21 protein-coding genes are annotated in these 26,716 nt (G+C 40.7%); 9 read left to right on the forward strand and 12 right to left on the reverse strand.

Annotated features, from left to right (window positions below):
- Window positions 1–267: 267 nt before the first annotated feature.
- A complete protein-coding gene (locus AC1EU2_RS11635; RefSeq protein WP_480298444.1) occupies window positions 268–3,585 on the reverse strand; it encodes a hypothetical protein in 3,318 nt (1,105 codons plus the stop codon).
- A 378-nt stretch (window positions 3,586–3,963) separates the two neighbouring features.
- On the opposite strand from AC1EU2_RS11635, the gene AC1EU2_RS11640 reads away from it, so the two are divergent.
- Both AC1EU2_RS11640 and mtnC read left to right on the forward strand, forming a co-directional pair.
- Window positions 3,964–5,133, forward strand: a complete 1,170-nt coding sequence (locus AC1EU2_RS11640; protein WP_480298445.1) for a tetratricopeptide repeat protein — start codon at window positions 3,964–3,966, stop codon at window positions 5,131–5,133.
- 110 nt (window positions 5,134–5,243) lie between these two features.
- On the forward strand, window positions 5,244–5,921 hold the full coding sequence (gene mtnC, locus AC1EU2_RS11645; RefSeq protein ID WP_480298446.1) for an acireductone synthase: 678 nt from the start codon (window positions 5,244–5,246) through the stop codon (window positions 5,919–5,921).
- Window positions 5,922–5,976: 55 nt separating this feature from the next.
- On the opposite strand, the gene AC1EU2_RS11650 is transcribed toward mtnC, so the two are convergent.
- The 6 genes from AC1EU2_RS11650 to AC1EU2_RS11675 all read right to left on the reverse strand — a co-directional run bounded on the left by AC1EU2_RS11650 (window position 5,977) and on the right by AC1EU2_RS11675 (window position 12,509).
- Window positions 5,977–7,596: a hypothetical protein gene (locus AC1EU2_RS11650; protein ID WP_480298447.1), complete on the reverse strand. Its 1,620-nt coding sequence runs from the start codon at window positions 7,594–7,596 to the stop codon at window positions 5,977–5,979.
- A gap of 95 nt (window positions 7,597–7,691) precedes the next feature.
- Window positions 7,692–8,090: an acyl-CoA thioesterase gene (locus AC1EU2_RS11655; RefSeq protein ID WP_480298448.1), complete on the reverse strand. Its 399-nt coding sequence runs from the start codon at window positions 8,088–8,090 to the stop codon at window positions 7,692–7,694.
- A gap of 62 nt (window positions 8,091–8,152) precedes the next feature.
- Window positions 8,153–9,949: an AMP-dependent synthetase/ligase gene (locus AC1EU2_RS11660; RefSeq protein WP_480298449.1), complete on the reverse strand. Its 1,797-nt coding sequence runs from the start codon at window positions 9,947–9,949 to the stop codon at window positions 8,153–8,155.
- Between the two features lie 68 nt (window positions 9,950–10,017).
- Window positions 10,018–11,274 (reverse strand): hypothetical protein, encoded by a 1,257-nt coding sequence (locus AC1EU2_RS11665; protein WP_480298450.1) that lies wholly within the window; start codon window positions 11,272–11,274, stop codon window positions 10,018–10,020.
- Window positions 11,271–12,128 carry an ABC transporter ATP-binding protein gene (locus AC1EU2_RS11670; RefSeq protein ID WP_480298451.1) on the reverse strand — a complete coding sequence of 286 codons (858 nt, stop codon included), beginning with the start codon at window positions 12,126–12,128 and terminating at the stop codon, window positions 11,271–11,273. The genes AC1EU2_RS11665 and AC1EU2_RS11670 overlap by 4 nt, the downstream gene beginning before the upstream one ends.
- 6 nt (window positions 12,129–12,134) lie before the next feature.
- Entirely contained in the window at window positions 12,135–12,509 is a 375-nt protein-coding gene (locus AC1EU2_RS11675; protein ID WP_480298452.1) for a GntR family transcriptional regulator, read from the reverse strand.
- A gap of 119 nt (window positions 12,510–12,628) precedes the next feature.
- Between AC1EU2_RS11675 and AC1EU2_RS11680 the strand changes: the two genes are divergently transcribed.
- Genes AC1EU2_RS11680 through AC1EU2_RS11700 form a run of 5 tightly spaced genes read left to right on the forward strand, consistent with a single transcriptional unit; the run spans window position 12,629 to window position 16,594 of the window.
- Window positions 12,629–12,883: a superinfection immunity protein gene (locus AC1EU2_RS11680; RefSeq protein WP_480298453.1), complete on the forward strand. Its 255-nt coding sequence runs from the start codon at window positions 12,629–12,631 to the stop codon at window positions 12,881–12,883.
- 34 nt (window positions 12,884–12,917) lie between these two features.
- Window positions 12,918–14,426 carry an alpha/beta hydrolase gene (locus tag AC1EU2_RS11685; protein WP_480298454.1) on the forward strand — a complete coding sequence of 503 codons (1,509 nt, stop codon included), beginning with the start codon at window positions 12,918–12,920 and terminating at the stop codon, window positions 14,424–14,426.
- A 3-nt stretch (window positions 14,427–14,429) separates the two neighbouring features.
- Entirely contained in the window at window positions 14,430–15,164 is a 735-nt protein-coding gene (locus tag AC1EU2_RS11690; protein WP_480298455.1) for an ABC transporter ATP-binding protein, read from the forward strand.
- Window positions 15,164–16,297, forward strand: coding sequence for an ABC transporter permease (locus AC1EU2_RS11695; protein WP_480298456.1), 1,134 nt, complete (start codon window positions 15,164–15,166; stop codon window positions 16,295–16,297). Before AC1EU2_RS11690 ends, AC1EU2_RS11695 begins: the two co-directional genes overlap by 1 nt.
- A gap of 54 nt (window positions 16,298–16,351) precedes the next feature.
- Window positions 16,352–16,594 (forward strand): hypothetical protein, encoded by a 243-nt coding sequence (locus AC1EU2_RS11700; RefSeq protein ID WP_480298457.1) that lies wholly within the window; start codon window positions 16,352–16,354, stop codon window positions 16,592–16,594.
- Window positions 16,595–16,645: 51 nt separating this feature from the next.
- Here the strand turns inward: AC1EU2_RS11700 and AC1EU2_RS11705 are convergent, their stop codons facing one another.
- From AC1EU2_RS11705 to AC1EU2_RS11720, 4 genes are read right to left on the reverse strand one after another with little or no spacing between them, the layout of a single operon-like run.
- Window positions 16,646–17,311 (reverse strand): GNA1162 family protein, encoded by a 666-nt coding sequence (locus tag AC1EU2_RS11705; protein WP_480298458.1) that lies wholly within the window; start codon window positions 17,309–17,311, stop codon window positions 16,646–16,648.
- Between the two features lie 2 nt (window positions 17,312–17,313).
- Entirely contained in the window at window positions 17,314–17,664 is a 351-nt protein-coding gene (locus AC1EU2_RS11710; protein WP_480298459.1) for a DUF4810 domain-containing protein, read from the reverse strand.
- On the reverse strand, window positions 17,661–17,993 hold the full coding sequence (locus AC1EU2_RS11715) for a hypothetical protein (protein WP_480298460.1): 333 nt from the start codon (window positions 17,991–17,993) through the stop codon (window positions 17,661–17,663). Before AC1EU2_RS11715 ends, AC1EU2_RS11710 begins: the two co-directional genes overlap by 4 nt.
- Before the next feature lie 3 nt (window positions 17,994–17,996).
- The gene (locus AC1EU2_RS11720) at window positions 17,997–19,022 is read right to left on the reverse strand and encodes a CsgG/HfaB family protein (protein WP_480298461.1); all 1,026 of its coding nucleotides are present in this window, start codon (window positions 19,020–19,022) and stop codon (window positions 17,997–17,999) included.
- 212 nt (window positions 19,023–19,234) lie between these two features.
- Between AC1EU2_RS11720 and AC1EU2_RS11725 the strand changes: the two genes are divergently transcribed.
- Together AC1EU2_RS11725 and AC1EU2_RS11730 are read left to right on the forward strand one after the other, a co-directional pair.
- On the forward strand, window positions 19,235–21,475 hold the full coding sequence (locus AC1EU2_RS11725; RefSeq protein WP_480298462.1) for a TonB-dependent receptor: 2,241 nt from the start codon (window positions 19,235–19,237) through the stop codon (window positions 21,473–21,475).
- A 134-nt stretch (window positions 21,476–21,609) separates the two neighbouring features.
- Window positions 21,610–23,979, forward strand: coding sequence for a hypothetical protein (locus tag AC1EU2_RS11730; protein ID WP_480298463.1), 2,370 nt, complete (start codon window positions 21,610–21,612; stop codon window positions 23,977–23,979).
- Between the two features lie 49 nt (window positions 23,980–24,028).
- Here the strand turns inward: AC1EU2_RS11730 and AC1EU2_RS11735 are convergent, their stop codons facing one another.
- Complete coding sequence (locus AC1EU2_RS11735; protein WP_480298464.1) at window positions 24,029–26,551, reverse strand: putative Ig domain-containing protein; 2,523 nt, start codon at window positions 26,549–26,551, stop codon at window positions 24,029–24,031.
- Window positions 26,552–26,716: the final 165 nt, after the last annotated feature.

Genomic DNA, 26,716 nt, shown 5'->3' on the forward strand with positions numbered 1-26,716 from the left:
TTATTAGCATTCACTAATTTTAGTTATTTTATTTGATCTAACTCACTAAAATAATAGAAAAATAGACCTTATTTTTTTATAAAAAAGCGATTAAATCACCAATAAACACTTTGACGAACATCACAAAAAACCACGATGTACGATCTGATTCATGTCTTGTAGGTTTCGATTCTTTAATTCTTCAATATGTTTAAAGTAAACAAATAAAATTTGGAGTATAAAAAAGCAGGCTCATTAGCCTGCTTGTTTATCGTTATGCAACGTTCGCTAAAGATAATTTCTTTTCTTTAATGCGCTATCTAGTTTTTTAATTCTGTCCTCAACTGATAACTTAGGATCAGTAAACTCCTCAAGCTTCAATCCAGCAGTCTTAAACATCACCTTCATTTCATTTAATTGGGCACGAATCATTTCTTGTGGATTTTCTTCATTGATCATCCCCAACATACCCACAAGTGTTTTAATGTGTAAAGCTCTTTCCTCTGCTTTATGTGTTCTACTTTTATCATCTTCAAGGAAGTCATGTGTTTCCTGCTTTACTTTTCTCGTCACATAAGCCGCAAGATTTATGCTTTCTCCAGCGGCTTTTATACCAACAGCAGCTTCAGCTCCGACGCCAGTAGCACCAGAAATCGCACTTGCAAGACGCGCAAATTCAATAAAGGTTTTTATGCCTGCTCGATGCAGTCGTTTCTCACACACATTTTTTAGGTATCGAACCGCAAGATATCTTTTCGCTTCATCTTTCGCATCCTGACTGATACTAGAATCATTCTCTGACTCGTAAGCAATTCGTTTCGCTTCTGCGACATTCGTTTCAAAAGTATCACGATCAATAATGCTCTCTAGCTCTCCATCTCCAATAAATTGCTCTTTCAAACGAAGCTTAATCTCGGCCATTTTAGAGTAGTTTTGAATGTCTTTTGAAACATGCATTAATTGTTCAGCGATGGCAAGTGTGTGCACAGCAATACCAAGTCCCGGCACTACACCTGAAACGGCCTCTCCTCCGCTCACGTCTATTATTGCATTGGCGGCTTTAGCCACTTGTCTTGCAACTTTAGCGATGCTTTTACCGTACTTTAACCCCTCACTTAAGTACTCTTTTGCCTGATCAGCGCCACTGGTTTCTTTCGTAGCTTCGGCATCAGTAAGATCGGAATCTTTAATGTCTTTGAAGAGCTGATACAGCTCACTAAAGGCTCCTGTGATATCCGCTATCGCACCCGCTGCACTTCCTGCGACTTCCAATCCTTTTTTTAATGCACTTTCATTTTTAGTCAACTCTGAAAACAGACCCGCTGTCGTATCAATCGCACCTAATGCACCTTCAGCAAGTCCCAATCCGGCGTTGACGATATCATCTACTTTTACTGACCCCTTTTCTAACTCTTCAATTTCTTTAACCACACCGTGGAGATCTTTTACTTGCTGAAACAGTGAAGTTAAGCCAACAACTGTTCTTATCCCGGCAGGCGCTTCTTCCATAATGGGATCAAAAGCATCATTTACCCCATTTAGCTTGTCTAACGTCCCTCCTGTAAGTCCAGAATGGCTGTTATTGCCTGCTACACATTTTTCTACCGTCTTACTGACCTTTCCAGCAAAGCTTTTAATATCCTTTAATTGCTTTATATCGGCTTCTTCGAGCTCCTCGTATTGCTTTACTTCGTCTTCAACTAAAGTTGGAAGTAATAAGGTTTTCATTGCTTCTTCGTTCGTACTGCCAATACCTAAAGGAACGGCTGCGGTCAGTGCTATTGCTTCTGCAATATGGTTTACTTGAACCTCAGGAATTGCCTCATTATCTTCTTTAATCATTGGAAGGAGGGGGGTCTCATCATTATCCAACGTGCTGTCTTCTCTCATCAGCAGTGGCATACTGATATACGATGGTGTCGCTGATTCATAACTACTATTAAATAATGAACTTCTTCGCCTTGATTCCCAATTATATGATGGGGACATACCTTGGTGTATCGGCGATAGCAACTCTGAATTACTGTCACTTGCGGCTGATGTTGAGAATACATTTGATCCAGGAATGAAAGCCGCCACTATATGATTATCCAGTGAAGACTGCCTTCGCTTCTCTAACTCCTCTCTAAAACTCATTGTCGTTCCAGAGGTTGAAATAGATTGCGACTCGGCACGCATTTGAGTCACTAACCCCCGTTTTAAACTTTGTCTGCGCTTAAAATCATTTCTGTTTCTATCTGTTTCTGTGTCTTTCTTACAAAGCGTCTGCTTTGATGAAACTTGGGGTTTAAGGCTATTTGATTGATCGAGTGGTAGCTCCTCAAATACCTTTTCTTTTTGTCGTCGAGGAGTAGGCTGTTCAGCTACAAGCACAGGATTGAATTCGTGTTTCTGTGCGCCATCTCCCTGAGCATATGCTGGACGGTTCATGCCCATCGCTTGCTGATGCCTAATTAAGCCCTGTTGTTCTTCTTTAATGGGAACATGGAACCATTTGTAGCCTCTTCTTTGAAGAGAATCTGCCAGTTGATGTGCCTTTTGTTTAATGTAGTGTTTAGACCGAAATTTATCGGCGTCACTCCATTGCTCACCCGGTACCTCTACGATACTGCACTTACGTTCATTTGCATTACTTTCGATTCCATTTGGTTGTATCGGTTTTGCTTCATTCGAATGTGGTTGCTCCCGTGCTGCCAAGTTTGGCAAATGCGTTGTCACGACTGATGACTTTCTTATGTCTTTATCCATAGCGTGGTAAGACAGCCCACCAACCTGTCCAGCTCGGAATGCCGTTTTGCTCCGTTCACTTGATGCTCTAATCCCTTTTATATCGGCTTTCACCCTAGCTTGTTGGTACTCTCTTCTGTTTGCTAACGTAGGGAGTTGATCGAGTGCTTTAACAATGGCCAATGACAATAAATCGCTCTTCTTCCCAGCACGTGTTAGATCGGCAAAAGCTTCTGGTGAATAGTCACCAGAGTATTGTTCAGAGGTTACGTGCTCAAGAACAGGTGCTTTTCGATGTTGAAGTGAAAACAGATCGACACCTTGCTCTTCAAGTTGCTCAGCGACCTTGCTGAGCGCTAATGCTCTTGCTTCAGGAAACTGATCACAACACCTGTTCAATAAAAATAAAAATGGTAACTCATCATGACTATTTTTATCCAGTAACGGCACTCCTATATTAATTAATTCGACTAAAGCAGCATCAACTTCTTTCGCATTATCAATGTGAAAGAGAGAGCTCTTATCAATTGGATCGCCTGGTCCTGGACTGTTTGCGGCTAAATAATGTAAAAAACTGCTTTCATGGCTATCTTTTACCGTTACGTCTTTTGTTATATCTTGCGACGCTAGAAATAAAATCGCTTCTTTACTTTTTTTGCCCGCTGCTTGTAAAAAGACATTTTTTCCATCAACGGGTTCTGAAAAATCTACGCCAGAATGCTGCAGAAATAAAAAACCGATGCTATTTTCACTATCCGAGTTATCCTTACTGCTTGATCCAAGCTTATCTAATTCTGCAAGTATTGCTTTTCTTGGCTCTATTATTTCTGTGGCGCCACCTTGGCTTACGCGACTCACATCCGTTAGTTCAACCGACATATATCCCCCTTAAGAAAGAGCGTGAGATCTAACCTTTGATTTCCTATTCACAAAAATGCGTGGGAAGTTAGATAGCTAGAAATGAAGCGTACAATACAAATTTACTGCAGCACCTTAAGAACCATTTCCTACTGAAGGAAACAATGATTGGTAGTATTTAGGAGATCTGAATTAAGTAATAGCTTATATAAACAAGTTTTAATCTTGTGTTTCAAATAATAAGATGAATTAATTCTCGGCCATTTATTTTATATTCAGTTTTCTCCAAAGATAGCAAAATCTCGGGTTGGTAACTTACCGACTTTATTACTCTATTTTATTGTGGATAAATATTGGTTAGTATCAGAATTAGGATTTACGACAAGGATGAGTAATATAATGAAAATTTGTTTTAATCTTTTGATCATTTTCACTTTGCTTTTAGGCGGCTGCGCTCAACGAGCTCACATCGAACCGCTAATTAAAAAAAATAGCCCTCCACTTCATATTAACCATGCCTTGTTTTCACCTGCAACGAATGAGATTCCATCTGCTTTGTCATTATTCCAGCTCACTGACGAGCAAAAACAGCAATTCTTAGATTACTATCACCGTCAACTCGAGCAAGACGTAAAGCCCCATGAAGCCTTAGCCAATTTCATGCAATCTAAGTTCACAGACTTCACTTATTATGGTGAGACACTTGATGCTTCCACTGCGATATTAAAAGCTCAGGGCAATTGTATGAGCCTTGCGATGATCACTTCTGCCTATGCCAAATTAGTTAAACTTGATTACGATTATAAAAAGGTGAACAGTCAACCTATCTTTGATAAACAAAATGGCTATTTATTGGTTTCGTCCCACGTGCAAACCCGGTTATTTGATCCAACTTATGAAAAAGAAGAAGGATTTTTCAGTTTTTTAAAACCAATGATTGTTGTGGATTACTTTCCATCTGCCAAAAATTACCCTGGCAAACTGCTTGAGGAAAAAACCTTCATTGCAAAATATTACGTTAATCTGGCCGCTCAGAAAATCGTTGATGGGCATATGGATGATGCTTTTCATTATTCAATAAAAGCACTTAAATATGATGACCAATATTCCGGTGTTATCAATATCTTGGCCGTATTACACAAGCAAAAAGGCGATCATCAAACCGCTGAGTCGTTATACCAATACGGCCTATTCCACGATAAGAATAACGTACGTTTACTTTCAAACTATCTCATATTATTAAAGTCACAACATCGCTTAAACGACATCAATATCCAACAAGCAAAACTTGATAAACTTGACGACCCAAACCCTTACGCATGGCTCGAACAAGCTTACGTTGCCCAGCGTGACAACCAGCCCAAGAGAGCGGCACGTTACTACAAAAAAGCGTTAGATATTGCACCTTATTTGCAATCGGCATACTTAGGGCTATATCAAATCTATCTTGCAAATAATCGTAATAAAGATGCTAAAGCGGTCCTTAAACAAGCGCTAAACTGGACCCATCAGCCTGATGAAAAACAAAGATATAAATACAAGCTTTATCAATTGAGTAACCGACACTGATTTAAAACAAACTTTTGTTTATTTGACATTAATTTACTGGTCAAAGTTTGCGTTTCAATTTAGGATCACTTCATTGTTCGACCTTTTGTCTTATTGTGGAGTGAAGTTTTATGGGAATTCGAGCTATCGTCGTTGATACCGCAGGCACAACCACCGATTTATCATTTATTGAAGATGTACTCTTTCCATACTCTTCAGACAAATTAGCCGAGTTTTTAACGGCCAACCAAGACAATGTGCTTGTCGAGAATTGCATATCAGATGTAAAAGAGATGGCACTTGAGCCTGATGCCGATCTCGATCGAGTGGTTGAGATATTGAAACTCTGGATTTCAGAAGACCGAAAAGCAACGCCACTTAAAACACTGCAAGGCTTAATCTGGAAAGAAGGCTATGCAGACAATGCTTTTACTGGACATATTTACCCTGATTTCATTGATGCGGTAAGCCAATACAAACAAGCTGGGTTACGTATTTATAGCTTTTCTTCTGGCTCAGTGGACGCTCAAAAACTGTTATTCAGTCACAGCGACGGTGGTGATTTAACGCCATTATTCAGTGGCCATTTTGATACACGCACGGGCAATAAAACCTATAAGCAAGCATATTTGAATATTCTAAATACCATCAGTTTAAGCCCTAAACAGGTGCTGTTTGTATCTGATAGATTAGAAGAACTTAAGGCCGCAGATAATGCGGGCCTGAATGTGATTTATATGAAGCGTTTATCTGCTCAGGCTGAATCTAATTATAAAACGATTGCAAGCTTTAGTGAGCTTACACTCTAGAGCATCAACAACTATCGTTAATGCCGAGCAAAATTCTATTTAATTGCTCGGTGCTTCAGCTCGGTATTTGTGAAGTTAGTCGATTAAAGGCTTCAAGCTCTTCCAGTCTTTCAGGAGATTCACATAGAGTTCTTTTAGCCTCCTCAATATTCTCTCCAAACCCTGCTTCAACCTCTAGTGCCGCTAATATATGATGTTTCTCTTGTATCGCACCAACAATCGGTACCGTTCTACACTTCCTTTCTTTTGCTGCCATTGATTTTTCAAAGTCACCTAAGTTCCTTTTCTCATCATCGGCTAAACATGCACCAGAATATTGTCTTCCATTCGCAGCTTCTGCTTCCAAGAAGTTATCTGCCCTCTGCCCTTTCGTTAATAAAAGCTCACTTGTCCCTCTGGTCTTGATCGTAAACCAACCTTTACTGATATTAACTTGTCCTAGTTTGACATCTGTGCTTCTATCACCTGAATTAGTCAATAAAACAATCTTACCTTCAGGGTAACGCTGATAAAATTTATCAATCTTTTCTTTCAGTTCTGTAGCGTTTTTCATCTGCACTAATTTGTACTTCTTGTCAGACATAGGGTCGGCATTTGCAGAGATATCCTCAGTTAAAATCACTTCATCCATATCTAAAAATAAAATTGGCTTTTCACCTAAACCTAAAGATTCGAAGTTATCAAATACGTCTAAAGCACTTAACATTGGCTCAGTGTTTCGGGTTAGGTTAATACTCCCCTCAAGTGACGATAATGAACTTGCAGGTGAAACTGAAATTGGGCTAGTAATGCTAACTTCGGGAGAGGTTATTGGACTTCCTGTACCAAATTGTTCTCGCACTTGCTGAGCCTGCTGATAAATTGTGAGATTCTCAATGCTACTACTGTCTAACTTCTCATCAGAGAGATATAGTTCTGGGCTTTCTCTATCAGCTTGAGCCTGTTCAAGTATATTAGCGTGCTCTTGGCTATCACTAACTGAGCTCTCACCTGCTGCCTCACCAATAGAACTGAATGAATACAAGCTCCTAAAATTTGACAGTGATTGACCAGCCTTTACTGACATTAAACCAGCCCTCATATTTGCAGGTATTTGAGGGCTGCCTTCGACTTCCATTTTGGAAAATTTGAGATGCCTTATATCTGGATCCGCTATATCAGGTGTTACGTTTTCAGTCGATACCGTAGCATGCTGTTCAGGCTTGATTTCATGACCATCTTTATTAAATTTTTGTTCATTGATGAAGTCATTCATTATTCCAGCAAACTTAAGTAATCGTTGCTCTAGCTTCTCTCGATTTTTTGTATCAAAACCTTTATCTTCAGCAGCATTTTTAAAAGTTCCTCGCTCAGCATGTTGCTGAAGATCTTGTAATCTATATTCTGCTCCAGTAAATTTATAATCATGGCTACCAACAGCATCATTGAGTGTTCGCTCTAAATGAAATTTTGCATGTCCTCCAGCAATTTCACTTCCTTCACTACACTTAAAAATGACTTTAACCGCTAAGTCTTTTCCAGGTGTCTTACATAACATTTCAACTGACTGTGCAAAATTTCCAAGAGGATTAAGTTCTCCTTTTGGATCTTGCATAAAAGCGAAACTTGCAACGGTATCTCCAGGTCTTATTGTTTCTTTTACGACATTAACCCCAAGCGTTATTGTTCCAGTCATTCCACTAGCCATATTCAATCACTATTCAGAAATATAATATATGACTCAAGATTAGCTTAGGCGTTGTAAACACAAGATTAATATAAGATTATTTTTTATTTAATATACACTGATAAAGCGCTTCTGATAGCTTCAGGTAAAGCCACACTCTTTGCTGCTTCATAATCAAAATGCACCATCGTCGTCTTCCCTTCTGCAGTGAGCTTGCCATCTTGAATGCAACGTTGCTGAACCTCAAAGCTGGCACTGCCAATACGGCTGATATTAGTGAGAATGGTAACGGGCTTACCATAATAGGTAGGCGCTGAAAAAGTAACATTGAACCCTGCAAGGATTAGGTTCCAATCCGTCATCTTCATGCTCGGAACAAAAATCTCAAAGATGGGATCTCTGGCGGCTTCAAACCAAATTGGAATAACAGTGTTACTGATGTGCCCCATGCCATCGGTTTCACTAAAACGCGGTGAAAACGTCATTTCAAAAGTTTTCGACATATGAATGATTTCCTTTCCCAAAAAATAAGCCCTGCAATTGCAGGGCTTATCGTAACAAGGAATTACCTTTCATACATCATGCGAATTTCATCCGCATACTTGTTATAAATAACTTTGCGGCGTAATTTTAAGGTTGGCGTGATAAGCCCAGCTTCCATTGAAAACTCATCGGGCAACAGGGTGAACTTCTTAATTTGCTCGAAGGTAGCCAATTCAGACTGTAATTCAACTAGGCGCTCTTCGAAGTGGTGAATCACTTGGCTATGACGAAGTAGCTCCATGGTATTGCTGTATTTCAATCCTTGCTCTTTCGCCCACTCTTCGAGTGTTTCAAATGCAGGGACAATCAACGCAGTAACATAATTTTTGGCTTCTGCTATCACAGCCACCTGTTCGATAAATGGACTGCAACCTACCTTACCTTCAACTCGTTGTGGTGCAATATATTTACCGTTAGAGGTTTTCATTAACTCTTTGATACGGTCGGTGATAAAAAGGTTGCCGTCTTCATCAAACTCACCAGCGTCACCGGTTTTAAACCAACCTTCATCATCAAACACTTTGGCATTTTCTTCTGGTCGTTTGTAGTAGCCACGCATCACACTGCCACCACGTACGAGAATTTCACTATTCTCACCAATCTTAACTTCTGTTTCTGGTAATGGTTGGCCATTTGAACCCGGCATACGTGAATCAACAGTGTTACAGGTTACAGTTGCAGTTGTTTCTGTCATGCCGTAACCGCACAGTACTGGAACATTCACGGCTTGAAAGAAGCGCTCTACATTCGCATCCAGCGCAGCACCACCACAGGGCATAAAGACTAAGTTGCCACCTAATGCCGTCGTCAGTTTTTCAAAGACTAACTTATTGGCTATTTGCCACTTCAGTGATAACCAAGGGTTTCCCTTTTGTCGCCCTTGTTTCGCTTCAAACTGTTGATAACCAACAGCCACTGCCCAGTTGAAAATACGTTTTTTATTGCGAGAAGATTTAATGACTTTATCTTGAATGGCACTATAGACCTTCTCTAAAAATCGAGGAACAACACAAAGGGTATGAGGTTTTATCTCAGCAATCGCCTCTTTTGCCTTATGCGTATCGGTAAGGTACACATTTCGCATACCACGATATAAAGCGTAAAAAGACCAAGCTCGTTCAAAAATATGACTAAGAGGTAAAAAAGCTATCGAGGTATCACCTGGGCTTACATTAAATTTCTTGTCGTGTTGTGCGATTGTCGACGCAACATTTCTGTAATCCAACATGACGCCTTTAGGTTCACCCGTTGTCCCTGAGGTATAAATCAGCGTGAGTAAGTCATCAAGATTACTGCTTTGCAGACGGGCTTTAAGCTCACCATTTTGGTTCACATCAGTAATCGACTGGCACAATACATCGAAATGGCAGTCTTGTTCTGATTCCAACACAGCGTTGGTGTCAAAGACCACGATGCGTTTTAGAGTAGGACACGAAGCTTTTAATTCGAGCGCCATTTGATAACTCTGTGCATCTTCAACAAATAACACATTGGCTTCGGCATCATTAATAATGAAAGCAGCTTGTTGAGCAGTACTGGTAGGATAAAGCGGTACGACTACGCCACGGGCTTTTAAGATGCCTACATCGGCGCAGGTCCATTGCGGACAATTTCTCGACATAATGGCACATCTGTCTTGTGTTTGAATACCGTGATCAATCAGCCAACTGGCAATTTGATTAGTGACATCTTCAAATCGTTGCCAAGTAACGGTCTTCCAATTGGCAACGCAATCGTAGCCTTCAAGGGCGACTTCATTGCTTCGTGTTCGGGATTGCTTACGAAGTAAAGAAATTAAATGGTACTGCTCTAGTGACATATATTTAGCTTACAAGTGTTCCGCTTTTTTATATTGTACCGCAGCGTGGCAAAAACGCCCAAGAGCTTTTACTCTAATCGTTCGTTCCACATTTTGTTTGCTGATATTTTAAATATCACTTCTGCAACAAGAATAAAAATCAGGTTTATCATAAGCGGTAGCATCGTTGCGGGTTCATCGATAATTTTTTCTTGCCCTATCACAATCCAAACGCCCGTCATCATTACAGGTAACATGGCTAGAGTGAATTGCCACATTCTCGTTGCAAGTCCAGATAATCCCATCATTAAGATGGTTGCAGCGTAGCAGGCCATCAATATATGCAAGCCATTATTTAAGTTCATATCAGTTCGAATATAACTACTCACAAGCGCCAAAATGAAAATATAGCCACAAATAATATAGGCCACTCTCCGTTGTGCAGAAGCAAAGCGTTTTCTTAAATCACTGATGCCATTATGAATGGGTAATGTAATGAGCAATTCAAATGCTTGTGGTCTTTGTAAACGTCCCCAGTGAATCATCGAACCGATAATGACTGAAACCTGAAGCATCACCACAAATATTGGAAACTCCCAATTGAAATACAGGCTCGCCCCCTCCGCAACCAAACACATTGTAGGGATAAGCACAATCATGCTACTCAAGGTTGGGCCGATAAAATAGTTCGCTGGAAAGATAAAACGCTCAAAAACAGTTAACCATTTAAACGAAAGTTTGGGTGTCATCACCCAACCAGCGTGTAAGCCACAACTGAATACATTGATGGCATTTGCTGTCCAATTCAAACGGCGATGAGTGACAACTACCGCCAGTGTGGTGATCACCATCAAGGTATAAATAAGCCAGTCTGGTATTAATTCTGCCGCCGTTTGTGAGGCTAGATTTAATAAATAAAAAACGGCTGAAGCATGAAAAAAATTGGGTTTATATCGACAGATGACTAAAAAAACATTACCAAAAATACCGGCTACAGACAGTACAGCTAACGTTTGCGAATTTAAAAAGATCCCGGCATAGCCAAAACCAAATACCATAACCAATGTATAAATGATAAATGCTTGCAACTGAATGTGTTTATCAAAACCCGGAAGCAGTACTTGCCACTCAGTACTTCTTAACCTAATCACTTGCCATGTAATGGCAATGCACACAGAAACAATCGTGAGGCCATACATTAATGAAAATAGTAAGTCATCTTTATCGGAAAGCATTGGAAACACTACTGCCATGATTGCCATGACCAGTCCGGTGCCTAAAAAGTTAGCAGAGCCAACATCAAATAACCAAGTTCGGATCATTCCCTGAAATGGGTTGCGCTTCATTGATGCAACTCCACAAATAAGTTTTCAAGGTTCAGCGATGACTCAGACAATACTCCCTGAGTGGTTTGCTCTTTCTCCGACTTTTTTACCACAAGTTGATTCGCTTTTTTAGCCAGTACACAAATATGATCTGGGGCTATGAAATCAGGTTCGACCTTCCAAACTTTAATTTGCTCGCGAAGGTTATCCATTTCATCGAACAGCACTAACTGGCCTTCTTTTATCAAGGCTACATGGCTTGCGACCCGCTCTAAATCCGAAGTAATGTGCGACGAAAATAGCACTGCACTTCCTGACTCTAATGCTAATTCAAAAATATCACCCATAAACTGTCTGCGGGCGATAGGATCCAGACTTGCAACAGGTTCATCCAACACTAACAGTTTTGGTCGATAGGCCATCGCCATGATAAGTGAAAGTGATTGCCTTTGACCTACAGACAGCTTTTGTACCGACTGTTTTTCATCAAGCTGAAAACGGTCTAACCAATATTGCTCAAGTTCTTTATCCCAATTTGGGTAAAAACTTGAATGTAAATCCAAGGCATTCCTTACCGTAAAGCCTTCATAACCGAATTGCTGTTGCGGAACATACCCAATACTTAACTTTGTGTCTGCTGACAGCTGAGTTGCAGGTTCGCCTAATACACTAATTGTGCCATCAGTAGGTGCCATGATACCCAGTGCGCAACGTATTAAGGTCGATTTCCCCGCCCCATTCTTACCCAGCAAACCAACCACCATCCCTGGATGCAATTGAAGCGATAACTTATCGAGTGCAAGCACAGAGCCTGTATCTTGCTTAAAGTATTTAACTACGTTATCAAAACATAAAATCGCTTGTTCTTGTTCCATCGTTCATTATCCCTGCCATTTGTCTTTTAAGGCTCGTTGTAAGTCTTCCTGCGGTACGCCAAGTTGCTTAGCTTGCTCTACTAATTCTGTAATTGTTTTTTGCAACAATTCGATCCCTGAATGAGAGTGATTAGGCTGAGTTGCGGCAACCCGAGTGGGCTGGCCACGTTGTCGAACAATCCAACCTTGTTCAACTAATTGCTGAATCGCACGAGATACCGTCATCGGATTCACAGATAAAAATTCTGCTGTTTGCCTCACAGAAGGAAGGACTTGATCGGGTTGTAACTGACCGCCCACAATTAAACGCACGATTTGCTCGTGTAATTGACGATAGATTGGTTCCCCACTACTGGGGTTGACATGAATGAGTTCTAGCATTAGCCTATTGCTACTGTATTAATCAATTAATACACTGATACACCAATACAGTGAGAATAGCATAGCTCATTAAGAAAACGTAGCTGGATTGGAAATTTAGTGAACAAAAGGGCACGGAAATGGAATTTTTAAATGAAATCTTTACTAGTGAAAACTATGGCTTGATTGCTGCTGTGGCTATCGTGACCATTTTTTTATGGTTTCTACCCGCTTTACTTGCACTCTTTTTTAACCGTAAGCACTTCAAACTCATTTTGATTGCTTGTATACCTGCTGGACTGTCATTCATCGCATGGAGCGCACTCATGCTGTGGGCCACGACAGGAAAAGTTGCCAGTAAATATACTTCTAGATTTAAAGCACCAAAAATTTAAAGCTTCAAGATAAACCGATAAAAAGGGAATCAACATGAAATCATGGAACCTTGCTTGTTCAGCATCCAAACACCGAATGACGGCTGTGGTTGTGGCAATAGCAACAATGCTATATGTCAGTCATTCTGATGCCGAACAAACTCAGAATACGCCTAAAACTAAGAGCTGTTATTTAAAAGGCATTTCTGATCGCTTGCAGTGTGGCAAGTTATCTATGCCGGAAAACCCTGATAAAGCTCAAGGTAAAAAAATTGATGTGCATTTTGCCATTTTACCTGCAGTTAAAAGTACACATCCTCAAGAAGCAATCCTTGCCATTGCGGGTGGCCCTGGTCAGTCAGCCATCGATAATGCTGCATTATTTGACAAAGTATTAAGTGAGGTTCGTGAGAACCGTGACGTGCTACTGATTGATCAACGAGGCACAGGTCGCTCTAATTTATTGAGCTGTAACGAACAGAATTTAAATGCACTTTCCTATAACGATGATGACATCGATATGGTTGCTGAAACTCAAAAATGCCTTAATGGTATTCATGGGGAAAGTGATATCACACAATATACTAGTGACATAGCACTAAAAGACTTTGATGCAATTCGTGCACATTTGGGTTATCAAAAGTTGCATGTTTATGGCGTTTCTTACGGAACACGTATGGCTCAATTATACATGCGCCATTACCCGCAAAATTTAGCTACCGTGACCTTAGATGGCGTGGTACCGATGCAGCACAGCGTATTATCCATTGGGGAAGTCATTGACCGCGCCGTTAAGCTCCTCATGAAAGATTGCCAAGAATCACAGAATTGCCACCAAGCATTCCCTATCCTTGAGCAAGATCTGCAACGTGTCTCTCAACGTTTAAAAGACACACCTTTCGTTGGAAAAGTTTCCGATCCGTACACGGGTGAACAAACAGATTTACTCTTAACCCAAAGTAAATTTTTAGGCAGCGTTCGTCTGGCGTTATATAGCACCAGCACTAGGGCTTTATTGCCATATGCCATTCATCAAGCCACTAAAGAAAATTATCAGCCAATTTTGGGACTTTATTCGCTGACTGTCGGCGGCCTAGATCTAGCATTAGGCATGCACTCATCAATTGTGTGCGCAGAAGATTTGCCTAGAGTAACAACAGCAATGCGTGATAAAGCAAACACCAGTTACTTTGGCTCGACCATGCTCGATTCAATAAAGCAAACCTGTAGTGTATGGAAAATGCCAGCTGTAGATGCTGATTTTTCTGCCCCAATCATGAGTGATATCCCGACTCTACTACTCTCTGGTGAAATAGATCCCGCCACGCCACCAGCCTGGGGAGACTTAGCAGCAGAGAAACTGACCAATTATCAGCATTTTGTTGCACCTTATGCGACCCACGGTGTCGCAGCACAATCTTGTGGTCATCAATTGATAGCCGACTTAGTGAAGTCTGGTTCAGTAAAAGAGCTTGACGGAAAGTGCCTTGATAAGGATGTACGTCGCAGTTTCTATCTTAATGCCAGCAGTGTTGAAGTATTCACAAACAAAGGTGAGAAATAAATCATGATTAACGTTTCTAACTTAAAAAAGAAAATTGGTGATGTTCAAGCACTTGATGATTTAAGTTTTACTGCCGAAAACGGTCAAATCACAGGCTTGTTAGGCCCTAACGGTGCAGGTAAAACAACCTGTCTACGCACGTTATTTGGCTTATTGAAAGCGGATGAAGGCTTTGCGGAAATTGAAAACATTAACGTTGATAAAAACCCTATTGCTGCTAAGCAGCAGCTCGGTTTGTTCCCTGATCCTTTCGGTCTTTATGAACGCTTAACTCCAAGAGAATACATTCAGTATTACGCTGAGCTCAGTGGTTTATCGTCATCTGAAGCCAAAGTCGCCACTGCCGACGTGATCACACAGTTAAGCCTTGAAGATATTGCAGATCGCCGTTGTAAAGGCTTTTCACAAGGTCAACGTATGAAGACGGCGTTGGCACAAGCCATTGTTCATAAACCAAGTAACATCATTCTCGACGAGCCGACTCGTGGTCTCGACGTAATGAGTACACGTCAATTGCGTGATTGTTTACAAGCATTAAAAGCACAAGGTCACTGTGTATTATTTTCAAGCCATGTGATGCAAGAAGTCGCCGCACTGTGTGACAAAGTCATTGTCATGGCAAAAGGAAAAGTGGTCGCCGAAGGCAGTCCGCAAGAGCTTTGCCAAATGACAGGAAAAGAATCACTCGAAGATGCGTTTATTGCGCTCATCGGAACGGATGAAGGGATTGCAGCCTAATGAACATTTTAAACACATTAATCAAAAAAGAACTGATCGATGCCATTCGAGATAAGCGTTCCGTCATGGCTGGTTTGTATTATGCCCTCGGCTCACCACTGCTTATGGCAGGATTGTTTGTCGTGATCATTGGTCAAATGTCCAGCCCAGAAGATCTCAATATCAACATCAAAAATCCAGAGGGTGCTCCCGATCTTGTTCGCTTTTTAGATAACGCCGGAATCACCCACTCTGAAGATGAAAAACGTAAAGACATCACGCTCGTGATCAGTGATAAATATGCAAAAAGCATGTCGCAAGGTCAACCAGCTGAGGTCATTATCATTGCAGATACTTCAGAACAGAAATTGCAGTCATCGATTCGTAGGTTGAAAAGAAATTTGCAAGTTTATAGCGGCGAAATGGGCAGTTTGCGATTGATTGCCCGTGGTATTAATCCAAGCATTGTCCAGCCATTAAGTGTTCAAGTTGAAGATCAATCGACCTCTGATTCTAAAGGCAGTTTTATTCTTCGAATGGCCATATTTATGATGCTTTACGCTGTCTTTATTTCGGGAATGAATCTTGCCATTGATACCAGCGCGGGCGAACGTGAACGTAACTCTCTTGCTTTATTGTTGAGTCATCCGCTTACGACAGGTCAAATCGTCATGTCAAAAATTGCTGCAGTCTCGATTTTTGCATTGGGTGGTTTATTGCTGACACTGATTGTCTCAAAATTTGCATACCCGCTAGTGCCTTGGGAAGAAATGGGGTTCAGCATTAATTTCAGTTTTGAATTCATGGCACTCATGCTAATTGTTTCTATCCCAGTAGCTTTAATGGCGGCAACATTACAATTGTTCGTATCATTCTTGTCAAAAACGTTTAAAGAAGCTCAGTCATACTTGTCATTAGTCCTTATTGCACCCGCCATGGTATCAATGGCTGCGGCGTACAATATTGCACCAGAAGTCTTCCAGTGGTTGCCACTATCAGGACAACAACAAGCCATGACATCATTTATTAGAGGAAATGGTTTGCCGATTCAACAATTGATGGCTTCAACTGGGGCCACGCTCGCCATTGCTGCAGCACTCTGGTTCGGCATGAAACAATCGCTCAAGAGCGAAAAAATTGTATTTGGGTTGTAGTTATATGTTGTGCCATTCAGCTTGAGTGGCACACGAAAATGGAGAAGGTTAATTATGGATGAGAACACGACACTGGTACTTATTTTTGCCGTTATCTTTGGGTGTGATGCCTTAACTCGGCATTTAAGAACCAAACAAACAACGATGAAACAGAATAAGAACAACCTAGCTTTAGAAGCCGAGATAAAGCAGCTTAATGCGAATCAAACTCAACTGATTGAACGCATTCAGACCTTGGAGGCCATCGTCACGGATGATGGTTATCAATTAAAGCAGGAAGTGAAAAAGTTAGCCTGAGAATAAAGAGCTAAGCAACAAGATTGCTTAGCTCTTTATTAAACGAAAGAATTATTGTTTTACTTTTTTTTCTAATACAGCAACATCTTTTTGATCTAATGCGTGCCTTGGGTGATATTTACCTACTGGCATCGTATGAATCATTTGACCATTAACTATTCTGGCTACTGGCACATAATCTTGCACTGCTGTTTGAATAGCTGTGGCAATTAAATCCGCTAACAATCCACCACCAGTATTACCTGAAGTGTTATAGACTATCGTTGAATCATAAGCCCAAATAGCTTCTTCAGTATGCGTTGAATAAAGGTCAACTTTTGCTGAAACGGTAACATTTCCAGCTAACACATTATAATTGGTGTCCCACTGCTTTAACGTCACAAAAAGGACCGTATCTACACCAAACAGCTCTTTATACTTACTGAGGGGAACTTGAGCTGCTTGCGCACCATCAGAAATCCCTTCTCTGGCTAGAAACTTCTGTGTATAAGGTACAGATAACACGTAATAACCAGCCTCAGCTAATGGATACGCTACAGTCGTAGAATACAAATTAATGGCATCAGCAGCAGTGGTGTTATTAATAGCAGGAACAACAAGCACTGATGCAGGCTTTTCGTTATACACTTTTGGAAAGGCTTCTTCTTTTGTAATGTATTTTGGTGCCTGACAACCCGTCAGAAATAACGCCATGACCAAGAATAAAATCCGTTTCATTGTTATAAGCTCCCAATTTCTTTCATTGCTAATTTAACGGCAGTCTTTGATTCAGGAAAAAGCTCGGTCTCTTTAGCCAAGTGCGCTTTAGCAACATCCAAATTACCTGCTTCAGCTTCCATCATCGCCAACTCGTAATGAATGCCAGGTGCGACTTTTTTATTTTTCTCTTCTGCCGTAGCGATAATACTTTTTAACTCATCCATGTGAGCTTTTTTAGTTTCATCCGTAGGCTCTTTTGTATAATTATAAAGCGTATGATTATAGTCACCCCAGTGGTATAAGGTATTGGTCGCCTTACAACCAACAAGCCCAACAGCTAAAATCATGAATGCGATTGTTTTTAATTTCATGGTACTTTCACCTCAAAAACATTTGAATTAGAAACATAAATCTTACGATTTACAATTACAGCTCCATCTCTTGAAACCTTGATAGAATGTGTGCCAGTCTCAATAGGGAATCGCACAACTTCTTTATTATCAATTTCGAATGCTTCTATCGTGTTTTCTGAAATCAATACAGGTGCCTGATTATCAACGCTAACCGTCGTTCCCCAAAAATTCCCTGAGAATTGGATGAAGGCGCCTTCAGCCGTTTGTGTAGAAGCCTTATAGCTCGAACCGCACCCAACGACTAAAAGCATTAAAATAGCTGAACAGAAGTACTTAAGTGTTTTCATTCTTTACTCCTTTTCCCTTACGATATAATCCATTAATTTGTCTTTATTCACTGTTCCTGAAATCACCGTTGCCATACTTAATTCATTATCGCCTTTTCCTGAAAAAGCAATCACTTGAACTTCAGCAACTTTTTTACCCGGTAATTCAACTAGCATGCCTGTCTGCGGGTTCTTGATTTGTTTACCCTTTACGAGAACATCAAACTTATCGTTTTTCTGTATCCCTTGGCTTTTTCCGCCAGACATAAAGTATGTTCCACTGTCTTCAGCTAATAGGTAAGACTGCCAAGGTGAATCGAGTAGGTTTTCCATTACATTGGAAACAAGCTTAGAAATAGCTGCAGATAAAGCATTGTCGTCAAGTTGTGCATCATAACCAGCGGTTTTACCCACACCTAATGTGCGACTTGCCTCAGATGTTGCTTCACCAGAAGCTTCTTGAGAAAAGACAACCTGTTTAGTTTTCGTATTAACCAGGCGTATATTGACGGTAACATTGGCTTTTTGAATCTTATTTCGAGAAAAAACACCAACATCACTGGTTGTGGCTCTACCGTATTCAGATACCGAACCAATAATTAAATAATCCGCTCTTGGTGACATGCTTTCAGTCTTATTGACCGATTTTTGACTACCAAAAACTGTGGTTTTTTTACCATCCTTCTCAGTTGTTTCAATTACAGCGTTTGATAACTCTGGCTGCATTTCTTGATCAACAAGGGCGGCATCTGTTCTCTCAAGAACAATGAATTTTCCAGAATCAGTTAAGCGCGCACTTAAAATATCACTCGCTTGTTTGCCAATTCGGTTGTTATTTCGGTCCAGTAAAAAACTATTTCCACGCTTAGTTTCATCCGAAAATCGAGCGATAGCTACGACGCGTTTTAGCCCTTTCTGATCCGGCTGAACTAATGTTTTACTGACTTGAGGTTGGTTACTGAGAGGCTTATTGACTTTAGGTTTGGTGGAGCTAACACAACCGACAGTAATAAGTAGAGGAATAGCGCATATTATATATTTAAGTTTCATTCATCACGTCTCCTTCGTAATTTCGAGTCAAATTGTACCATCGACACTTTAAATAGAACAGAGGTCTATATAACAGATAATTAATAATTTATTAACTAAACAAGAATACCAGCTTGACTTTAAACTCAAATATATTGCATAAAAAATCTTTCAATGCTACATTCCCCAACCTGAATAAATACTTACTATTTTTAATTTTTTATGAGGCAAAAATGAAGTTTCAAAATCGTCCTTCTTCTGTGGCAGTTGTAATCTCTGGTATTCTTGGTTCAGCGAGTTTATCTTCTCCAGTAATGGCTGAAGAATTCGCTGGTATTGAGCGCATTCAGGTTACAGCTTCTCGACGATTGACTTCAGTAGAAGACTTGCCTTACAACATCAGTGTTGCAGATAGTGACAGTCTTGCAAAAGCGGGAATCACGGATCAAGCTGAGCTCGGTTTGACTATCCCAGGGTTAACTGTAGTTGATACTGGAGCGCGTAATGATTCACCTATGATGATCCGTGGTTTATCGGTTGATGAGCTGTCAGCGAATGATGGCGGTGGCAACGGCGGCACAGTGTCGGTTTATATCAATGACACACCGATGCTGGTTGATCTAAGCTTGCTCGATATTAATCGGGTCGAAGTATTGAGAGGCCCACAAGGTACGCTTTATGGTGCAGGTTCTTTGGGTGGTACTCTTAAATACATTTTAAATAAGCCGGAGTTGGACGAAAACTCGCTATCGGTTTCAAGCAAATTATCACATATTGATCAAAGTATCGGCCTAAGCCAAGAGTATCAGGCCATTGGAAATCTCGCTGTTATCGAAGATAAATTGGCCATAAGACTCGCTTATAACTGGACTGAAGATCAGGGGTTCATTGACTACACAGAGGTGCTTTCCGATCCGCAGCAAGATGTAAATAAAGAAAACACTAAAAATATGAAAGTAGCGTTAGCTTATTCATTGAATGATGAAACCCTAGTCACCTTGACTCATATTCAGCAACAACAGAAAGTTGGAGGACGCCAAGCTGTTAACCCTGACTTTACTGGCAGCAAGTTTGCTAATGCCGCACGGTTTGTAGAACCAGCTGATAAGGATGTAACCATAGATACTTTGGAAGTCAGTTGGCAAGGTGATGCATATCGTATCGTTTCATCAAGCAGCTACAGCCAGTTAAAAGATCTTGGACAACGAGATCAAACTGACTTACTGACGACCTCAATTTGGCCCGGTTACGGTGACTATGAAGATTTTAGAGCTTATACCCGTGATACAACAGATAACAGTAACTTTGTACAAGAGCTCAGGTTGCAATATGACGACTCGGATCTGATCAACTGGACAGTAGGTTTATACTATGCAAATGAAAATAATAATGGTCAATCAATTGAATTTACTCCAGGTTACCCAGAATATCTCGGTTTAGAACGCCCTGACAATATCGAATATTATTCCGATTTTTCAGAGAAGGTCATTGAAAAAGCCCTATTTGGCGAATTAACGTGGTTTGTGACTCACAGCTGGAATTTGACGTTCGGTGCCAGGTTTTTCGACCTTGAACAGTCTTCCCATCAATGTCTGGACTTCCCAATTGATGAAGGTATGGCGGGTGACGAATTCAGTTTTGAATGCAGTACTGGCGAAGGCAGTAACCAAGACTCTATTTTTAAGTTCAGCTCATTTTATGAAGTGACTGATGACTTGAACTTTTATCTTACGATGTCTGAAGGTTTTAGACGTGGCGGTTCAAATGGCGTTCCCGAAGGCGGTCAAGTTGACTTCACTGAAGATGAAAAAGGCTTTGATCCTGACTCGGTAACAAATTATGAGCTTGGTTGGCATGCCACCATGTTTGATAATAGCTTAGCCATCAATGGTAGTCTTTATCATATCGATTGGACAGATCTTCAACTCTCAGGAAAGACTTCTGAAGGTGCAATTCCAATTACCGTTAATGGTGGTAGTGCTACGTCACAAGGATTGGAGCTGGAAAGTGTTTGGGCACCAATATCAGGGCTGCAAATTACAGCCGGTTATGCTTATACCCGAACCAAGTTATCAGAAAACGCCCCATCACTTGATGGCTTTAAAGGCGATCATGTTCCCGGCGTTCCCACCCATGAAGGAAGCATTACTGCAAGCTTTGAACATAGCTTGGGCCACGACTGGAATGCGCAATGGTTTGCTGGATTGTTCATGAAAAGTTCTGTGAATACGAGGGTAAACAACCTCGCATTCACTAAGAATGAAGATAACCAAACCTTAGCAGGGTTTGGGATTGTTAATTCATCGGTTAAATTCACTAAAAGTCAATGGGGTTTGAGACTTTTTGCTAACAATCTACTGAATAAATATGCCATTGTTGGTGCAAGAGGCGAGCGTGATTATGGCGAACAAGGACAACTGTTATTTATCAACAAACCAAGAACATTGGGGATTGAGCTAAGCTACCAATTCTAAATCCATACACTGAACAGATGCTCCCAATCTATTAGATAGTATCTGTTCAGCAAACTATATAATTTCATCTACGCTTATAGCTACCAACTCTGTCGGATTTATTTAATTAAAACGTTTGTCGAAGGAGTGACAGCATGAGCGTAAAACCCTACCTAGCTTGTATTTCGTTAGTATTATTATCGGCCTGCGGAGGTGATGATAAGACGTCAAAGAATGTCATTCCTGAGATTCCAGTCACTTATACGCTGACAGGTAAAGTCATTGATGGTTACTTAAAAAATGCCAAAGTCTGCTTAGACGGTAACGATAACTTGATTTGTGACCCAAATGAACCGAGTGCACTAACAGATGAAACAGGTGTTTTTATCCTACAAACGCCTGATGAAAGTTTGTTGAACGCATCTCGACTAGTGGCTGAAGCGAATTCAGAAACAGTGTTCATCCATTCAGGAAAGCAAGTTAAACGTCCTTTTACCTACGTTGCAAGACCTAAAGCGACAGTTGTCAGCCCTTTTACTTCAATGATTGAAGATTTAATCAATAAAGGCCATGACTATGACTCTGCAAAACATGAAATCGAAACATGGCTCAACTTGAATGTCGACGTTGACGCTGACTACATTGCTAAAGCATCAGACAACAACTTATCTGCTGAACAAAGAACACATTATGAAAGGTTACACTTTGTCGCCACACTCAGCACCGTCGCCATTGCTCACAACTTAGACAAACTGCTTACCAACACTGAACATACCAAAAAAGAAGTGTTACAGGCGATTTACCACAAATTAGTTAAAAATTTGAGCACGACCTCGCTCGAAGCGACATTTTTTCATCGTAATACTGGCTTCATTCCGGCTCACGAGTTTCTCTCAAAACGCTTTTTAAATGCGTTAATCATCAAGCCAGAATCTCTGTCCTCATTAATTAATATCACTCAAGCGCATGAGAGGAGTGTTACAGCAAATCTAAGCCAGCCAGTCACTGACACCGGTATTCACAGCCTTAATAACTTTTTTACCGACGAATTACCGATATTGTGGTACGAATCATGGCTGTATAACGACTCCACAGAGGTCACAGACTTTAGTCAAGAGATATGGAGCCAGTTCGGTTTTAGTCCGTTAACACAACCAGAACCATTCCCTTACTTAGTGTTAGATAATGGCAGCTTTACTCCTGTTGCCAATGATCTCTTTGTACAACAACTCAATGGAGATGGCAGTTTGCGTTTTAGCGTTAAAAATAATGTTGCTCTTTATGCCACAATGACGCCCCAAAAATTGGACAGCAATGGCTTATCAATTCACTCCGTACTTTCCGATCACCCTGATTTGAGAGGTTGGAAGTTGCTTGATAACCCTAAAGCTCGATTTTCTGATGCTGCGGAGGTATATAGCCTAACGTTTACCAAGGATTATGATTATTTCATCATGCCTCAACGTTCCGGTTGCAGTGGTAATAATGAATATTTACATCATATTTGTAACACTGCAAAAGCCCTATTACCTGATGAAGATGAGCTTGTTCATGCGACTTCGTTTGAACAGTTGATCTCGCAAACACCTTCCAATGGTGATCTAGCCCAATTAAAAGGCGTTGTTACTAAGACATTTGGAACAGTAAAAATCGTAGCCGAACTGCTCCCTGAAAATAGAATGGATTTATATGTCATCGAGTGGCACGCCAAGGAAAATGGCCAGCTGGAACAGATAAGTAACTTTTTCGGCAAAGGGGTTTGGAAACAAGAAACGGTTGATGGCTTAGATATTTTGTCGATGAAGCTACCTAAACATGCTTTTAATGATCTTTACCCTCACTTTAATCGTGGTCAAGATCAGTACAATAACTTCTTAGTGCTTCAAAGTGAAAAATTACGCTGGGGTATGCGCTTTAAAGCCAATCGCCCTTTCAGACCTAACCAGTACGTTTTTAATAAAGCGGGTCGAGATGAGATTTTTGAGCAAACTGATTTTGAAAAACTTACATCTGGGGAATCAATTTTACCAAAATCAGAGCCCTTTACAGCATGCCGCATTGGGGATAATTTTGCCCACAGTGCCGAGCTCAGCACCCAAGGTAGATTGCAAAGTACTCAGGATTTCGATGCTAGCGTTCGAAACTGTAAAACCACAAACTTTACTTTTACGGCATCGAATTTACTCGGTCTCACATTAAATCAGTATGACTACGAACAGAACTTAAAATATCAACTGAGATTCATCGTAGAAGATGGAAATAATTATAGTTACTTTATTGATTATTCTACGCCAGCCCCACAACAGTTTAAGTTGAATTGGCAAATCGATGCTGACGGTAAAGTCATATTAAGAAGTGAACCAAACGCCAGTGTGCAATTGTATTATGAGCTTATTGCTGTAAACCAAGCTAAGGGATACGTTTCAACCAAACTTTTTTATGAAAATGAAACATATTCTCCAGCGATGGATGGCAGTAAAGGTCGAATACAGGGGCATGTTTGGGAAATGATCATACCTGAATAAATGTTATCAAAGGAAGTATAAAGGAGAGCCTAAGCTCTCCTTCTTCGTCTTATTTGTCAGTGTAATACTTACTGTTAATAAGACCTTTTAATATTTCATCAAACTTATCAGTTGGAACCGATTCAGGCCGTTGAACTTGTGGGACAAAACCATCATTAATATTATCCAGCCACTCATTTTTGATCTCGATTGAAGCATTAAGATCATCATCAACATTAATATCCAACACATGCCAATAACCCTTAACACCATCAGCTGGCGGTTGCATGATCATCAACTCATTATTAAAAATAATTTCAGTACGAGTCGATGCAGGATCCATCAGTGGGCTGCCTGAATAGTTATAAATGATGTATTCATACCTTCCTGCAACAGGAAATTGAGGGATTGATATCACCTCTGGTCCATAGCTTGTTACGTCATCAACATCTAAATGAATAACCGTATCTTGGATAACCACACTGGTGTTGGCAAAGTATACGTGTTCAAAAGCATTTTCACCGTAGTGGATCAATAGGTGTGAATCCAGGTCAGTCGGGGTTTCGCCCCACGTTAACGTCATCTTAGTCAATGCGTCAGACAGAACAATACACGACTCTAGGGTAATATCCTCACGCGCAGTACTTTGAATGAAGGTCCGACTTTGACTGCCACTTATTGCCGAAATCAATACCGATGAATCGATTCTCACTGGCAGAGTAAAGTTACCTTCAGCATCGGTAAAGCTATCAGAGGTACCAAGATAATTACGCCCTTCTGACGTCAGGCGAGCGCCTTCGATTCGAGTTCCGTCTGCATCTACCACACAACCTCTGATGTAAATGGTTTCATAAATGATATCGGCATTCCAAGTCGTGAAGTGGCTCACCGTTCCTTGGTAATACTGAGCATCACCATTGGCCATTAGAGTAGCTTCACCTTCTTCTATCCAAACTCCTTTGATTGAATCATAGTAATAGAGCGGTATCGTCTCCGGTCTTAACAATGCATTACCTGTTGCTGGAATTCTAATGGTTGCAGGTTCACTGCCATTAAATTCAACATTATTGCCTTGTTCATCATTAAACGTCACCGTGATAGCACCAAAGGACTCTATCGGTTGTTGCTCACCGTTTTCATCTACTGTCACCATGTCTCCAGGCATAAGATCAATATCTAATTCTGGGTTAATAATGGTAATTTGTGCTTCAACGGCTGACGTAATAGCATCACCATTTTGATCAACAAAACTATTCTGCGGTATCGAGGCAACACTAAAGTCTTCAACCATCAATTCGGTTTCAATTGTTGGATCAAATGATTGACTGGCATGAACGGGTTGCAACAGCAAATTATGAAAAACACTGAACTCTTGTGGACTGATCGTTTGCGCTGTCTCTGCATATCCCATCTTTTTAGCTGACAATGTTATACGCTCAGCTTCATCTAAATGAATATCTTGAATTTTAAATGAAAATTGTCCCGTTTCATCGGAAGCTACTTCTGCAAGAGTCTCAATACCATCTGATGCCGTTAATGTTGTATCCGCAAGTTGCTCACCATTAAAATAGTTACGGGCCTGACCATTGATTCGCACAAAAACTTGTTCTTCGATTTCAATGGATACATCAACGGGTTCAACACCATCTTCACCGCCATCACTGACACGCACGGTAAATGTATAAGTAAAGGTGCTTTGTGCTGAAGCCGTGATGGTGAGTAAACCGGTGTCACTAATTTCAAGCCCACTTGGTGCCGTGATCAATTCAAAATTAATGTCTTGCTCAATGTTGGTGTCATCCACATCTGTCACATCAAGCTGGTAACGCCATTGCTGTCCCGTCTCAATAAACTGTTTTTCAACCATAGCAACCACAGGAGCGTCATTCACTGGCGTGACCGTTATTTCAAGTGCTTGAGTCGTGACGCTAACTCCATCTTCTCCACCATCTCGAACTTCGACTGTCACGGCACCCGATGAAAGTATGCCTTCTGTCGCTGTCCATGTGATTAAGCCAGTCTCTGACACCTGCATTCCATCAGGGGCATCGACTAAAGCAAAAAGAATATCAGTGCCATTGTTTTCATCGTCAGAATCTGACACCGCTATCTGCTGTTGATAAAGGATATCTTCTGTCGCTGCAGTAGAAAATTCAGCTGTGATTTGCGGAGCGTCATTCACTGGAGTAACCGCTACTGTGAAGCTTTCTGTTGCCGCTAATGCACCATCTTCACCACCGTCAGCTACGCTTACGATCACTTCTCCAGAAGTTAATATGCCTTCTACTGGTGTCCACGAAATGACACCAGTATCCGAAATATCCATCCCATCCGGCGCATTATTCAAAGTGAAGGTTAAACCACTCAGATCATCATCGGGATCAGTAACGGCCAGCGTATAGCTGTACTCAATATCTTCAGTGGCTGTAGTGGGTGCTTGGGAAGTAATCGTTGGTGCTGCGTTCGTTATGATAGGAACGGGTAATGGTACTGGTGGTTCCGGTTTTTTATCATCACTACCACCACAAGCTGCAAGTGTTAATGATATTAATGAAGCGCACGTTAATTGTTGCCATCGAAACTTAAATTCCATTTAAGTATTCTCCGTTATTATTTTGCTTTTTGCCCAATCCGTTAATTTTAATCGTTACTAACTTACATCTCTTATTACAGATTGCACTGTGTGTCGTCACCTACAACGTATAATAGGTACTTACCATCATATTCAAGCAAATACTCTAAAACAATCCTATGTAAC

It is taken from the genome of Parashewanella sp. 2304DJ23-3, from assembly GCF_056591695.1.

Bases quoted from the DNA above. Each gene is read 5' to 3' on its own strand.
- AC1EU2_RS11635 (WP_480298444.1), bottom strand. From the start codon at position 3,585: ATGTCGGTTGAACTAACGGATGTGAGTCGCGTAAGCCAAGGTGGCGCC.
- AC1EU2_RS11640 (WP_480298445.1), top strand. From the start codon at position 3,964: ATGAAAATTTGTTTTAATCTTTTGATCATTTTCACTTTGCTTTTAGGC.
- mtnC (WP_480298446.1), top strand. From the start codon at position 5,244: ATGGGAATTCGAGCTATCGTCGTTGATACCGCAGGCACAACCACCGAT.
- AC1EU2_RS11650 (WP_480298447.1), bottom strand. From the start codon at position 7,596: ATGACTGGAACAATAACGCTTGGGGTTAATGTCGTAAAAGAAACAATA.
- AC1EU2_RS11655 (WP_480298448.1), bottom strand. From the start codon at position 8,090: ATGTCGAAAACTTTTGAAATGACGTTTTCACCGCGTTTTAGTGAAACC.
- AC1EU2_RS11660 (WP_480298449.1), bottom strand. From the start codon at position 9,949: ATGTCACTAGAGCAGTACCATTTAATTTCTTTACTTCGTAAGCAATCC.
- AC1EU2_RS11665 (WP_480298450.1), bottom strand. From the start codon at position 11,274: ATGAAGCGCAACCCATTTCAGGGAATGATCCGAACTTGGTTATTTGAT.
- AC1EU2_RS11670 (WP_480298451.1), bottom strand. From the start codon at position 12,128: ATGGAACAAGAACAAGCGATTTTATGTTTTGATAACGTAGTTAAATAC.
- AC1EU2_RS11675 (WP_480298452.1), bottom strand. From the start codon at position 12,509: ATGCTAGAACTCATTCATGTCAACCCCAGTAGTGGGGAACCAATCTAT.
- AC1EU2_RS11680 (WP_480298453.1), top strand. From the start codon at position 12,629: ATGGAATTTTTAAATGAAATCTTTACTAGTGAAAACTATGGCTTGATT.
- AC1EU2_RS11685 (WP_480298454.1), top strand. From the start codon at position 12,918: ATGAAATCATGGAACCTTGCTTGTTCAGCATCCAAACACCGAATGACG.
- AC1EU2_RS11690 (WP_480298455.1), top strand. From the start codon at position 14,430: ATGATTAACGTTTCTAACTTAAAAAAGAAAATTGGTGATGTTCAAGCA.
- AC1EU2_RS11695 (WP_480298456.1), top strand. From the start codon at position 15,164: ATGAACATTTTAAACACATTAATCAAAAAAGAACTGATCGATGCCATT.
- AC1EU2_RS11700 (WP_480298457.1), top strand. From the start codon at position 16,352: ATGGATGAGAACACGACACTGGTACTTATTTTTGCCGTTATCTTTGGG.
- AC1EU2_RS11705 (WP_480298458.1), bottom strand. From the start codon at position 17,311: ATGAAACGGATTTTATTCTTGGTCATGGCGTTATTTCTGACGGGTTGT.
- AC1EU2_RS11710 (WP_480298459.1), bottom strand. From the start codon at position 17,664: ATGAAATTAAAAACAATCGCATTCATGATTTTAGCTGTTGGGCTTGTT.
- AC1EU2_RS11715 (WP_480298460.1), bottom strand. From the start codon at position 17,993: ATGAAAACACTTAAGTACTTCTGTTCAGCTATTTTAATGCTTTTAGTC.
- AC1EU2_RS11720 (WP_480298461.1), bottom strand. From the start codon at position 19,022: ATGAAACTTAAATATATAATATGCGCTATTCCTCTACTTATTACTGTC.
- AC1EU2_RS11725 (WP_480298462.1), top strand. From the start codon at position 19,235: ATGAAGTTTCAAAATCGTCCTTCTTCTGTGGCAGTTGTAATCTCTGGT.
- AC1EU2_RS11730 (WP_480298463.1), top strand. From the start codon at position 21,610: ATGAGCGTAAAACCCTACCTAGCTTGTATTTCGTTAGTATTATTATCG.
- AC1EU2_RS11735 (WP_480298464.1), bottom strand. From the start codon at position 26,551: ATGGAATTTAAGTTTCGATGGCAACAATTAACGTGCGCTTCATTAATA.